Origin of the sequence: Rhodococcus sp. 05-2254-5 (genome assembly GCF_002258575.1) — a bacterium.
In the GTDB taxonomy this organism is placed as follows: domain Bacteria; phylum Actinomycetota; class Actinomycetes; order Mycobacteriales; family Mycobacteriaceae; genus Rhodococcoides; species Rhodococcoides fascians.
On record NZ_NOZG01000001.1, the window covers coordinates 115,900 to 130,414 of the forward strand.

Below are 14,515 nucleotides of genomic sequence, written 5' to 3' on the forward strand. Positions count from 1 at the left end.
GCTTCCGGACCAAAATCCGGCAAAAGAGCCGACCGGCGAACGTGACCAAGTCGGTGTCATCGCCAGAGAAAGCCAGAAGGTTGGTAATGGATTACGACGTTGTTGTTGTTGGGGCGCGATGTGCCGGCGCTTCGGTGGCACTGCTGTTAGCCAGACAGGGGCGAAGTGTTCTGCTGGTCGATAGGGCCTCCTTTCCGGCGGACACCATGTCCACGTTGTATATCCAGCACCCTGGGGTCGTGAGACTCGCACAGTGGGGGATGCTCGATGATGTTGTGGCCTCCGGTTGTCCGCCTTTGGGCACTATTAGTCACGATGTGGATGGACTGAGTCTGATCGCTGCTACCCCGGCGAAGGACGGTGTTAATGCCGCTTACGCACCACGGCGGTACATACTCGACGATCTACTCATTCGAGCTGCCGTGTCAGCGGGCGCGGAGTTCTCGGATCGGACGTCGGTCCTAGAATTGATTTGGCACGACGAACGCGTCGCCGGAGTTCGCCTCCGGAGTGGAAATTCGACCACATCGGTGTCTGCTCGATTGGTTATTGGGGCCGACGGTATGCGATCAAAGGTCGCGGAACTTGTTCAGGCACCGATCCTCCGATCGGCACCCATAGCAAGCTGCGTGTACTACACCTTCTGGCAAGGCTTGCGAACAGGATTCGGATTCCATGAGCGAGTCGGCCGCTGGATAGCCCGTATTCCAACACATGACGACCTGACAATTGTGGCAGCTTACCTGCCGCAGAGCGAATTCTCGGTCGTTCGGCGGGACCCGCAGAGGGCGTACTTGTCCGCGATCGAATCGACAGCGCCGGATTTATACGAACAAATTATGGCACTCGACCGAGTGGATCGGTGGTGGGGTACGGGGGACCAACGCAACTATTTCCGTAAATCGCACGGTCCGGGCTGGGCATTGACGGGGGATGCGGCTCACCACCTTGACTCGATCAGCGCCCGCGGCATCACCAATGCGCTGATTCAAGCCGACCTGCTCACCGATTCTATTTCCGGGGTGGATGTCGGGAACTCGGTCGCAGTAGATGAGGCGATGGTGCACTTTGCACTGTCGACAGGAGCTGTTCTAGAGGAGCCGTACATGAGTACTCTCGCCCTGGCGAAGCTTCAACCGACGAAGTCCCGGTTGCGCATGCTGCATGCCATTGCCAATTCGCCCGAACTTACATCTCGGTACTTCGGTTTGGTTTCGGGGGCCATCGGGATGCGCGAATTTATGTCGGCCGAGCTCGTCGACTTGTTGTAGCTTGCTGATGAAATATTTCGGGTCTGAATCTAACGCTGAGGGTGGTCACCCGAGTGGTTCGCAAGGAAGTGTTTTGCTGGGCGCTGAAAGGGTTGAGCATTGATCCCGTTGTCTTTTGCGCAGCGTAGGCTGTGGTTTATCCACCAGTTGGAGGGATTGTCGTCAACTTACAATATTCCTCTGGTCTTACGCCTGACTGGTGAGCTCAGTGTTCATTCGCTGGGCAGGGCAATCGGCGATGTCGTGAGTCGACACGAAAGTTTGCGGACTGTTTTCCCCTCCCATGAGGGTGTGCCGGAGCAGCGTGTTCTTGGCTCGGCCGACGCAGACTTCGGCTGGGACGTAGTCGAAGCGTCAGGATGGTCGACAGACGCGTTGAACGATGCAGTCGCACAGGCAGTGGGATACAAATTCGACCTCAGCTTTGAGATTCCGTTCCGAGCGCAGCTCTTCAGACTATCGGCCGATCAGCATGTATTGGTGCTCCTGATGCATCACATCGCGTCAGACGGCCAGTCCCTCACGCCCCTCGTACGCGACGTCGGGCTGGCGTACAGGGCCCATGTGGGCGTAGAGGTGCCTGCCTGGGTGCCGTTGCCATTGCGATATCGGGATTACACGCTCCGTCAGCGTGAGTCGCTCGGCGACGAGTCCGACCCCGACAGTGCGCTGAGCCGGCACCTCCTTTACTGGAAGAACACGCTAGCCGGATACGAGGGGCGGCTTGAGCTCCCAACCGACCGCCCTTATCCGGTCGTGGCCGACTATCGAGGCAATCGAATCCCCATCGAATGGCCCGTGTCGATGCAAGAGCAGGTGCGACAGTTGGCCCGGGAGCATCGTTCTACCGGCTTCATGGTGATTTCGACGGCGCTGGCGGTGCTGTTGTCCGAACTAAGCGGCACCTCCGATGTCGCTTTCGGTGTTCCAACTACGGGCCGACGTGACGCTGATCTTGCGGAGATGGTCGGTTTCTTCGCCAACACAGTAGTGCTCCGCGTTGATGTGTCTGCCAGTTCGACGTTCCGTCGCCTCTTGCAAAAAGTACGGGACGCGGTTTTGGACGCATTGGCCCACCAGGATGTCCCGTTCGACGCGCTGGTGGATCTCGTCAAACCTGCTCGGTCACAATCGCATCACCCACTGGTCCAGGTCATGCTCGGATGGCAGAACCAGATCTCCACGGAGTTGGACTTGCCGGGGGTGCTGGCAGAGGCGGTACCCACCATTTCTCGACAGGCCCGGATGGACTTGACCTTCAGTCTCCGGGAGCGGTACTCCGAGTTCGGCGAGCCGCAGGGAATCGACGGAGTGGTCGAGTACCGCTCTGATGTCTACGACGCTGCATCGGTCGAGACCATGATCGTCAGGCTTGGGCGAATCATCGCCGAGATGATCGCCGTGATCGACCAGCCAGTCATCTCGATCGACGTACTAGACAGAAACGAACACACTCATCTTGACCGCCTGGGCAATCGTTCTGCGCACTCTCAGACTGCCGCCAGTATATCCATAGCCGAACTGTTTGCAGCACAGGCGAATCGAGCGCCGGAAGCGCACGCCATGGTTTTCGAGGATCAGGTATGGACTTACAGGGAAGTTGACGAGGCCTCCACGCAACTGGCACATCTACTAGCCGTTCGTGGGGTACGCGGAGGAGAAGTTGTTGCTCTCATGCTCCCGCGTTCCAACAAGACAGTAATCGCGATCCTGGCAGTGTTGAAACTGGGCGCAACCTATGTACCCATTGACATCAAGCACCCCGATGAGCGGGTGGCGTTCATCTTGGGCGATGCCGCTCCAGCTGCCCTCGTGACCACTGCCGAACTGACTTGCCGGGTAGACTGTTTTGGTATCGAAGTTGTGGATGTCGACGACGACGCGATTGCCGTGCAGCCGGTTACGGCTCTGCCTGCGCCAGAGGCCGGCCAAGTCGCGTACATCATCTACACCTCCGGTACCACCGGTGTCCCCAAAGGGGTTGCCGTTACCCAGGCGAGCGTCACGCGATTGTTCAGCTCGACGGCTCCGGGGTTCGTGCCGTCCTCAAACCAGGTGTGGTCACTCTTCCACTCCTACGCGTTCGATGTGTCGGTATGGGAGATGTGGGGCGCGCTGCTACACGGTGGCCGACTGGTTGTCGTACCTGGAGAAATTGCCCAGTCCGCCAACGACTTTCATCAACTACTGCGAGACCAGAACGTATCCGTTCTGAGTCAGACACCGTCAGCATTTTATGCTCTGCAGGCAGTCGACATGCGCCGGCCGGGCGAGTCTCGGCTGAGCGGTCTAGAAGCGATTGTCTTCGCAGGCGAAGCTCTCGAACCGTCGAAGTTGCGACCTTGGCTAGATCAGCTGGATTCCTGGCCGCACCTGATCAACATGTACGGCACCACAGAGACCACCGTCCACGCATCGTTCCGGAGGATCGTTTCTTCTGACCTCGACAGCCATGTCAGTCCCGTGGGCGGTCCGCTTGCTGACCTTGCCTTCTTCGTATTGAATACCGGTCTCCGCCGCGTGCCGGTAGGAGTAGTCGGAGAGTTGTATGTGGCAGGTCATGGTGTCGGCCTGGGCTACTTGAAACGCATGGGGCTGACGGCGTCGCGGTTTGTTGCTTCTCCGCTCGGCCCGCCGGGCTCGCGGATGTACCGGACGGGTGACGTAGTGCGGTGGAACCGCGAGGGCGAGCTGGAGTATGTGGGCCGCTCGGACGACCAGGTGAAGATCCGTGGTTTTCGTGTTGAACCGGGTGAGGTCGAGGCTGCTCTTTCCCGTGTCGCGGGGGTGGAGCGCGCCGCGGTCGTGGTGAGGTCTTCGAGTTCGGGCAAGCAGCTGATCGGCTACGTCGTACCTGCGGAGACCGGTCCAAAAGTAAATGGTGCTGTGGTGCGTGGTGATGTGGCCGCGCACCTACCGGAGTACATGGTCCCCACAGTGGTGATGATCGTCGATGACCTACCGCTTACGGTCAACGGCAAGTTAGACAAGCAGGCATTGCCGAATCCAGAGTTCGCAGGCGGATCCTACCGAAATCCGTCGACCTTGGTTGAGGGAATTTTGGCTGAAATCTTTGCGCGTGTGCTGGACCTACCGCGGGTAGGGGTGGACGACTCGTTCTTCGACCTCGGCGGAAATTCGCTATCGGCGATGCGAGTGATCGCGGCCGTGCAGGAGTCGTTTGATTCATCGATCGGCGTGAAGGCGCTCTGGGAAGCCTCAACGGTATCGGGGTTCGCACGGTTGGTGGGTGGATCGCCGGGTGGCGGCGTGGCATGGGTCCCAGTAGCTCGTCCCAAGCGATTGCCGTTGTCGTTCGCTCAGCGTCGGCTGTGGTTCATCCACCAGATGGAAGGGCAGTCGGCGACGTACAACATACCGCTACTGATTCAGATTACCGGTTCTTTGGATGTCTGTGCGCTGCGCGCGGCGATCGCTGATGTTGTGGAGCGGCACGAGAGTCTGCGGACAGTGTTTCCAGCGGTGGCTGGTGTGCCGGAGCAGCGTGTCCTTGCAGCTGAGACTGACTTCGACTGGGACATCATTGACGCCACCACCTGGACGGAACTTCAAATATCCGACGCAGCGCGTGTTCGGGGTCAGCATGCTTTCGACCTAGCCGAAGACCTTCCTTTCCGCGCGGCGCTGTTTGTCGTGTCTGCCACTGACCATCGTCTGGTCGTGGTCATGCACCACATTGCAGTCGACGGGGGGTCACTTCCTCCGCTCCTGCGTGACCTATGGAGCGCCTACGGAGTCCGCGCTGCGGGCGAGTCGCCTTCCTGGTCGCCACTTCCCGTCCAGTACGCCGACTACACGCTTTGGCAACACGCTCTGCTGGGTGACGAAGCGGATTCGCAAAGCGTGCTCGCCGGGCAGTTGAAATTCTGGGAACACGCCCTGAAAGATCTACCCAGCAGGTTGGAGCTTCCCACGGACCGGTCGTACCCGGCGGAGACCGACACGAATGGGGGTCGAGTCGTCGTCGACCTGCCCGCGGATTTCCATGAATTGGCGCAGCGGATCGCGCGGGAACGCAATGCGACGACGTTCATGGTGATGTCGGCGGCGCTTTCGGTGCTGTTGGCGCGTTTGAGCGGGAGCGCGGATGTGGCGTTCGGGGTGCCGACGGCGGGGCGGGGGCGAACCGAGTTTGACGGCATGGTCGGGTTTTTCGTCAACACGCTGGTGTTGCGTACGCGGGTTTCAGCCGAGATGAACTTCGGTGATTTGTTGGAGGAGGTACGGGAGCGGAGCCTGGACGCGTTCGCGAACCAAGATGTGCCGTTCGATGCGCTTGTCGAGCGCCTCAATCCGGTCCGTACGCAGGCTCACCATCCGTTGATCCAAATCCTGTTCGCCTGGCAGAACGACCCGGTCCCCGACATCTCGGTGCCGGGTCTCGACGTGGAGACGGCGTCAGTCGACATCGGAGCCGCTCGAATGGACCTGGCATTCAGCCTGCGCGAGCGGTTCACTGCGGACGGTCAGCCCGATGGGATCAGCGGAATCGTCGAGTACCGCACCGACATCTTCAACGCCGAGACCGTAAAGCGCATGGCGGCTCGGTGGCAGCAGCTATTGATTGCGATGGCGGCGGGCCCGGATCGTCCTTTGGCTTCGTTCGACATCCTGGGTGAGGATGAGCTGACGCAGCTGGACGTACTGGGTAACAGGTCGGCTGTGACGGAGTCCGTTGCTGGCGTGTCGATTCCGGAGTTGTTCGCCGAGCAGGTGAGGGTGCGGCCGGACGTCATAGCGGTGGTGTTCGAGGGTCGGTCGTGGACGTATCAGGAGTTGGACGACACATCGACGCAGTTGGCTCATTTGTTGGCTGGGCGTGGGGTGGGAGTAGAGGACGTTGTTGCACTGTTGCTGCCACGTTCGGAACACACTGTGATAGCCATACTTTCGGTGCTGAAGCTGGGTTCTGCTTACTTGCCGATCGACATCAACACCCCTGACGAGCGCCTGGCATTCGTTCTACAAGACGCTGCGCCGGCCGCGATTTTGACCACGGTGAGCCTCGCTGGTCGCGTCAGTAAGTCCGGGGTCCCACTGATAGATGTCGAGGATCCCAAGGTCGCTGAACAGCCGACGACGACGTTGCCGGTGCCGAATGCTGACCTCCTCGCGTACATCATCTACACCTCAGGAACGACAGGCACACCCAAAGGCGTCTCGGTCACCCACCGCGGCGTCAATGACCTCATCGCTACCCACATCGCGCGCCTCGCCAATGTCGAGGACCCGACCACCGGCACTCTGGAACCCCACCACCACGTATGGACGCTGTTCCATTCATACGCATTCGACTTCGCGGTCTGGGAGATGTGCGGCGCGCTTCTGCACGGGGGACGGCTGGTCGTGGTTCCCGAAGAGGTTGCCTACTCTCCTTCCGATTTCCATAACCTGCTCGTAAACGAAGAAGTAACGGTGCTGACCCAGACACCGTCGGCGTTGGCACGGCTGTCTCCCGAGGGGCTACCGTCGATCGCGCTACTTCTACTCGGGGGAGAGACGTGCCCAGCCCAGCTAATCGAGCGATGGGTGACGCCTGAGCGAGCCGTGATCAATGCTTATGGCCCGACCGAGTGCACCGTCTACGTTTCGATGACCGAACCGCTAGTCCCTACAGGGGCAGTGCCGATCGGTGCCGCTGGCTCCGGCACTGCGTTGTTTGTGTTGGATTCCGGTTTGCGGCGGGTTCCGATCGGTGTGGTTGGTGAGTTGTATGTCGCGGGGCGGGGTGTGGCACGCGGTTATGTGCGACGGCCGGGCTTGACGGCATCGCGATTCGTCGCGTGTCCGCTCGGCCCTTTGGGTTCGCGGATGTATCGCACCGGCGATCTGGTTCGTTGGAATCACGACGGCGAGCTGGAGTATGTGGGTCGCTCTGACGATCAGGTGAAGATTCGTGGTTACCGCATCGAAATCGGTGAGATCGAATCGGTGCTCCGGACGGCCCCCGGAGTAGGACAGGCTGCGGTCGTCGTCCATGAGGACCACCCAGGGTACAAACGGCTGATCGGCTACGTCGTTCCCCACACAGACTGGGCGGGCGAGTTGGATGGCAACCAATTGCGCCGCTTGACCGACGCGTGGCTGCCCGAATATATGTCGCTTGCGGCGGTCGTGGTCCTCGATGCATTGCCCATGACGAGTAACGGCAAGCTTGACAAAAAGAGGCTTCCGGTACCTCAACTAGGACAATCGAACCAATACCGAGCACCGACTACTCCACTCGAGGAGAGCCTGGTTGACATCTACGCGCGCGTACTGAATGTGGAGAAAGTTGGAGTCGACGATTCGTTCTTCGATCTAGGCGGCGACAGCATCTCGTCCATTCAGGTGGTGTCCCGGGCCCGGCAAGTCGGTTTGTACTGCAAGCCCCGCGACATCCTGGTGGAGCGAACCGTGGCACGACTTGCCCACGCTCTCCAGCTCTCGGTCCCGGAGCAGTCTCTCCTTCGGCCGGCTGAGGCTGGGCCCGTCACGGCAACGCCGATCATGCGGTGGCTGGCATCTCTCACGGCACCGACAGACGAGTTCAACCAAACCATGTTGTTCCAGGGGCCGCAGCAGGCGAAGTACAGCGACGTGGTGTTGTTACTACAGGCATTGGTCGATCGGCACGCCATGCTCCGGTTGCAGGTGGACAACGCCCCGACTGAGGACGCGGACAACTGCATCGTCCTACCAACAGGCTCGATCAGCGCAGCCGACTGTGTAACCCCCGTCGTGGACTTCTCCGATACCACGTTTGCCAATGCCTTGAGCCGTCTTGACCCGCGTCGAGGAGCCATGGTGCATGGGCTGTGGGCTGAGCGCACCCGCCAGCTGTTGCTCATCGTCCACCACCTCGCGGTCGACGCGGTCTCCTGGGGAATCATCCAAAGGGATCTCGCAACGGGTTGGCGCTGCCTCACCGAGCGGCGAGAAATTACCCTGGATGCCAGCGGCACCTCGTTCCGTGAGTGGTCAACGATGTTGGCGCAGTACGCTGCCGAGCGGAAAGTCACTGACCAGCTTCCGCATTGGCAGCGCATTGAAGCCGTTGCCACCCTGCTGCCCAGCCCGCACCCGACTCCTGGTATCTGGCGCGATGTGGAGCATCTGTCGGTCAGCATCGACACGGAGCTAACCGAAGTGCTGGTAACCGACGTGACTGCGGCTCTGCACATCAACGTTCAGGATCTGCTGCTCATCGCACTCGGTTCTGCCCTCGCTGAACAGCACCAGCACTTCGACGTCCCTTTCCGCATCGACGTGGAGAGCCACGGACGTCGCGATGAAATCGGCAGTGGGATCGATTTGACCAACACCGTCGGATGGTTCACCGCAAAGCACCCGGTCGCTTTGAACGTCGTACCCATGGACCGTGACACTGTTCTGACCGGGGGCTCGGACATGGGTATCTGGATAAAGGACGCCAAGGAACAGCTGCGTGCCCACCCCGACGGAATCACCTACGGTCTTCTCAAGTATCTAGGCACCAACAATCTGTCTGGCGTAGATCCCGCCATCGGCTTCAACTACCTCGGCCGGCGCAGCGTGAGCCAGCTCGACGCACCCCTCGAAGATTGGCGGATCCTCGGACCGACTGAATCGCCTGATGCTCGACGCTTTGGTTCCCGCTCGATGCTGTTGCCGCACACAGTCGGCATCAATGCAGCCGTGCTAGCCGAAGGTTCGCAGTCAGAACTACACGTGTCCTGGAGTTGGACGAGCACACAGGTGGATCGCTCCTATATCACCGAGCTGTACGCGCGCTGGTATGACGTTCTAGCTGGAATTGCGGCGTACGTGCAGAACGGCGGCGGAGGACTGACTCCCTCCGACGTCCTGCCGGCGGTGGTCAATCAGCGGCAGATCGATCAACTCGCACAAATCGTGGAACCAGCAGACCTTCTCCCGCTGACTCCGCTTCAAACCGGGCTGCTTTTCCATCGCCGTTCCGGCAGTAATGAACCCGTAGAGCTGTACACCGTGCAACTGGGTATCGAGATTGCTGGCGTACTCGACGTGCCGCGCTTGCGCGAGGCCGCTCATACAGTCGTCGGACGCCACCCCAACCTAATGGCTCGGTTCGTCTCCGAGGGTTTCCCCGAGCCGGTGCAGATCATTCCGACACGCCCAGACATACCGTGGACGGTAGTTAACGGCTACGAGTGCGATCAGAGGCTGCTGGATGCAGAGCTCGCCGCCTGCGGCAACCTCGTAGATGAGGCACCGCTACGGATTCTCCTTCATCAGACTGGGACGAATAAGCACACGCTGGTGCTATCCGTCCATCACATCGTGGTGGACGGTTGGTCAATCCAGATTCTGCTCAAAGAGATGTTCGCCGTCTACGAACGGGAGACTCTGGCACCCGCGCCCACCTTCCGAAATTACGTCGAGTGGCTATCCGCCCAGGACTGGAGCGCGGCGCGGCGGCATTGGCAGAAGCTGCTGGCGGGACTTCAAACGCCGACCTTGTTAGATCCAGGAGATCGCTTCACTGATGCGCGATCGCTGTTGCGAGTCGACCTCCCTATCGACGTCACGCGTTCTGTTGAGCAGTTGGCTCGCTCGCAAAACACGACCATGAACATCGTGCTACAGGCCGCCTGGGGCCGTCTGCTGGGCGCATTGACTGGCAGCGGAGACGTCGTCTTCGGCACTACCGTATCGGGGCGGCCAGCAGAACTGTTCGGCAGCGAGTCGGCGGTGGGCATGTTCATCAACACCGTCCCGGTAAGAGCATCCCTGACCGCGACGACGACCACGGCTGAACTGATCGGCATGCTGCGGGACGACTACCACGATGGGCTAGACCACCAGTTCGTGGCCCTGGCCGATATCCAGCGCGCCGCGGGACATCAACAACTGTTCGACACCCTCTTCGTCTACGAGAACTACCCACTGAGGATGTCCGGCGGGCAGCTCGAGACAAACGGACTGAGCGTACGCATAGCCTCAAGTCGCGAGTTCACTCACTATCCAATCGCCTTACAGATCTGGCCCGGTCCACAGCTGAGGGTGCGGCTGGAATACCGCATGGCGGTCCTCGACGAGCGGTTGGCCAAGCAAATCCTGGTATGGCTCCAGACACTATTGATTGCGATGGCGGCGGGCCCGGATCGTCCTTTGGCTTCGTTCGACATCCTGGGTGAGGATGAGCTGACGCAGCTGGACGTACTGGGTAACAGGTCGGCTGTGACGGAGTCCGTTGCTGGCGTGTCGATTCCGGAGTTGTTCGCCGAGCAGGTGAGGGTGCGGCCGGACGTCATAGCGGTGGTGTTCGAGGGTCGGTCGTGGACGTATCAGGAGTTGGACGACACATCGACGCAGTTGGCTCATTTGTTGGCTGGGCGTGGGGTGGGAGTAGAGGACGTTGTTGCACTGTTGCTGCCACGTTCGGAACACACTGTGATAGCCATACTTTCGGTGCTGAAGCTGGGTTCTGCTTACTTGCCGATCGACATCAACACCCCTGACGAGCGCCTGGCATTCGTTCTACAAGACGCCAAACCAGCAGCAATAGTGACAACGGTAGCGCAATTGCACCGGGTCGATGAGAGCAAAGTGGCAGTCGTGACCCTCGGGGGCAGGGTCACCGTCGAACCTCCCACTGTCACCTTTCCATTCCCCCATCCAGAACTGACGGCCTATGTCATCTACACCTCAGGAACGACAGGCACACCCAAAGGCGTCTCGGTCACCCACCAGAACGTGACGCAACTGTTCACCAGACCCGCACGGACGTCCGAATTGTCGCCAGGACAGGTGTGGTCGATGTTCCATTCGTACTCGTTCGATGTGTCGGTGTGGGAGATGTGGGGCGCTCTGCTGCACGGTGGCCGCTTAGTCATAGCCTCTGAGGACACGGCCAACTCTGCCACCGACTTTCATGACCTACTTGTGAACGAAAGTGTTTCGGTTCTGACCCAGACCCCGTCCGCCCTCGGCCGGCTGTCACCGCAGCGGCTGAGCGCATTGAGGACCATTTTTGTGGGGGGTGAGGCGTGCTCGCCCGAACTTGTCGATCGGTGGGCTTCAGGCCGAGAAATGATCAACTCCTACGGTCCTACCGAAAGCACCGTTTACGCCTCTATGAGTGCGCCCATGAAGCCTGGTCATGGAGCTCCTATCGGTACGCCGGTGCCGGGTGATGCGTTGTTTGTGTTGGATTCCGGTTTGCGGCGGGTTCCGATCGGTGTGGTTGGTGAGTTGTATGTCGCGGGGCGGGGTGTGGCACGCGGTTATGTGCGACGGCCGGGCTTGACGGCATCGCGATTCGTCGCGTGTCCGCTCGGCCCTTTGGGTTCGCGGATGTATCGCACCGGCGATCTGGTTCGTTGGAATCACGACGGCGAGCTGGAGTATGTGGGTCGCTCTGACGATCAGGTGAAGATTCGTGGTTACCGCATCGAAATCGGTGAAGTGGAAGCAACACTCGCTGCCTTGACCGGAGTGGAGCGTGCGGCAGTGGTGGCCCGTGATACCGATACCGGCAAGCAGTTGATTGGCTACGTCGTACCTACCGAGGTGTCTGCGGGAATCGATGGTGGGGCGCTGCGCGAACGAGTTGCCGCGCGATTGCCTGCGTACATGGTTCCGGCCGTGGTGATGGTCATCGACGAGTTGCCGTTAACTGTCAACGGCAAGCTGGACAAACGGGCGTTGCCCGAGCCGCAATTCGCCAGCGGCGTTCACAGAGCGCCGTCATCTCCGGTTGAAGAAATTATCTCCGGCATTTTCACGAAGGTTCTCGACCTGCCGCGAGTCAGCGTGGACGACTCCTTCTTCGACCTGGGCGGCAACTCGCTCTCTGCGATGCGTGTCGTAGCCGCCGTGCAGGAAACCTTCGACTGTGAAATCAGCGTCCGTGCACTCATGGAAGCCCCCACCGTAGCGGGCCTGAGCAAACAACTCTTCAACTGGTCCAGTTCCGACGAGATACCTCAGGTCGTGAAGTTGTGCCGAGGGCCAGGGCGTCCACTTTTCTGCATACACCCTGGTGGGGGCGTCAGCTGGGCGTACCGCGCCTTGGGAAGCATCGTGCAGCGCCCAATATTCGCTATTCAGCAAACCGTCGACGGCGAACGTCCGCGTACGGTCCGCGAAATGGCCGGCGAGTATGCCGACCTCGTCCAGTCAGTCCAGCCCGATGGGCCCTACGACCTGCTGGGATGGTCCTTCGGTGGTGTCGTCGCCCACCAGATGGCTACCGTGCTGGAACGGAGAGGGGCGCACGTACGTCGGCTAATACTGTTGGACGCAGCTCTAGTAGAACCCGGTACGACACGCTCGCCAGACGCGGATTTCAATGAGACCGACGTCCTGCGGCATTTCGTGTCCAAGAACGTCGACCTGCCCGATCTGAAAGAATTGACCTCTTACGAGCAGGCCACGGAATGGCTGGAAACTCATTCGTCACTCGGCGCAGCTATTCCGCCAGCTTGGATGATCAGCCACGTCGTTCGCAATCTCCGATTCAATTCTGACCTCTGGCACGGCCACACACCGGACCTATTCGGGGGCGGCGCTGTGGTGTTCCAGGGAAGCGATCACGAACGCGATCCAGGTTATTCAAGAGACTGGACACGTTTTATCGCTCGTCCAGTCACGGAGATCGCAGTGGAGTGCGAACACAACGACATGTTGAGTCCCGATGCGTTGGACGCCTACGGCGACCGGCTGCGTGCAGAACTGGAAGGCGACGATTATGAGTAAACCAGGCGAGTTTCCTTATGAGGCAGGTATTCATCCCAAGGGCTATGTGTCTAGGCCATGGACGATCAGGCAATTGGCTGGGCTTGGCGACGGCGTAGACACCAATAGGCGGTTCCATTATCTCCTCGACCAAGGCGAGACAGGTCTTTCGTTGGCTTTCGACCTGCCCACCCAGCTCGGACTCGACCCGGACGATCCAACGGCTGCCGGTGAGGTCGGTCGCGCCGGGGTCTCGGTGTCCACCGTCGACGACTTGGCCGCAGTGTTCGACGGAATACCGCTGGATCAGGTGTCAGTCTCTTTCACCATCAATGCGACCGCACCGATGATCTTGGCCCTATGGATCGTGGTTGCCGAAGAATCAGGCGTCAACCCTGCGCTATTACGTGGCACTTTGCAGAACGAAATGCTGAAAGAGCACGCGGCTCGCAAGGCGTTCGTGTTCGACTTGGACGACAGCTTCCGCTTCTCGTTAGACGTTATCGAGTACTGCATACGCAACTTGCCCAAGGTCAATCCGGTATCGATCTCGGGTGGACACGCCCGTGAAGCCGGTGCGAGCCGAGCAATGGAAGTGGCGCTCGGCATCGCTGATGCGGAGACGTACTTGCAAGGGATGCTGGAGCGGGGGTTTACCGTCGACGAGGTCGCACCCCGGCTCAGCTTCATCTTTGGGACCCATATGGAGGTTCTTGCCGAGGCGGCCAAGTTCCGTGTCCTACGCAGGATGTATGCCCGCCGCATGGTGGACCTCTTCGGCGCTGCTGACGCGAAGTCGAGCCGCATGCGTGTTCAGGTCAATACTTTCGGCTCCGCTCTCGCCGCCTCCGAACCGCTCAACAACATCGCGCGTACGACCATTCAGGCCGTAGCGGCCGTCCTCGGCGGGGTGCAGTCTCTGCATGTGTGCGGCTTCGACGAGGCCGAACAAACGCCTGGGCAGCTATCGGCACGCATTGCGCTGAGGATTCAGCAGATCATCTTGAAGGAAACCGATCTAGCCAGATACGTCGACCCCCTCGGCGGGTCCGAGGCAATAGCTCGCATCGCCGATGAAATCGAAGCAGAGGCTACGGGGTGGCTAGATGACATCGCTGCCCATGGTGGCTTGTTGGACTGTCTGCGCAGTGGCTGGCTGGAATCGCGCATTGACGACATGGCCTACGCCACCCGCGGCCCCGTCGTCGGCGTCGTCGAAGCCGAGAGTTCCGAAGAAGAGGAGTGGCTCACTGAAAGGCAACTGCGTTCGGGTGTCGTACCGGGCCGCCGCCGTCCCTTCGAGCGCGGGGTTTGTAGCGCAGAACTACGTGCTGTGACCGATGACGTGGCCGCGGGCCGCAATGTCATGAATTCGATGATCGCAGCAGCACGGGCTCGGGCCAGCATCGGCCAAATGCAACGGGCGGTGGCAGAAGGGCTCGAATCGAAATGACCGCATCTAACCGGAGCAGCAGCAGTCCGGGTCAATCCCGTACCCAAACACACTCAAGGGTGCAGCCAACTGACCACTCGGATGGGGAGCA

At 60.1% G+C, this 14,515-nt stretch carries 3 protein-coding genes; all 3 read left to right on the top strand.

The genetic code is table 11. The features are described from left to right. The first annotated feature begins 86 nt into the window (after window positions 1-86). The 3 genes from CH278_RS00545 to CH278_RS00555 all read left to right on the top strand — a co-directional run bounded on the left by CH278_RS00545 (window position 87) and on the right by CH278_RS00555 (window position 14,424). Window positions 87-1,271 (top strand): NAD(P)/FAD-dependent oxidoreductase, encoded by a 1,185-nt coding sequence (locus CH278_RS00545; RefSeq protein ID WP_015586168.1) that lies wholly within the window; start codon window positions 87-89, stop codon window positions 1,269-1,271. A 108-nt stretch (window positions 1,272-1,379) separates the two neighbouring features. Beyond that, the gene (locus CH278_RS00550) at window positions 1,380-12,992 is read left to right on the top strand and encodes a non-ribosomal peptide synthetase (protein WP_255138112.1); all 11,613 of its coding nucleotides are present in this window, start codon (window positions 1,380-1,382) and stop codon (window positions 12,990-12,992) included. Then, the gene (locus tag CH278_RS00555; protein ID WP_032364855.1) at window positions 12,961-14,424 is read left to right on the top strand and encodes a methylmalonyl-CoA mutase family protein; all 1,464 of its coding nucleotides are present in this window, start codon (window positions 12,961-12,963) and stop codon (window positions 14,422-14,424) included. Before CH278_RS00550 ends, CH278_RS00555 begins: the two co-directional genes overlap by 32 nt. Window positions 14,425-14,515: the final 91 nt, after the last annotated feature.

Excerpts from the sequence above, each read along its gene's own strand:
- CH278_RS00545 (WP_015586168.1), top strand. The coding sequence starts at position 87 with ATGGATTACGACGTTGTTGTTGTTGGGGCGCGATGTGCCGGCGCTTCG.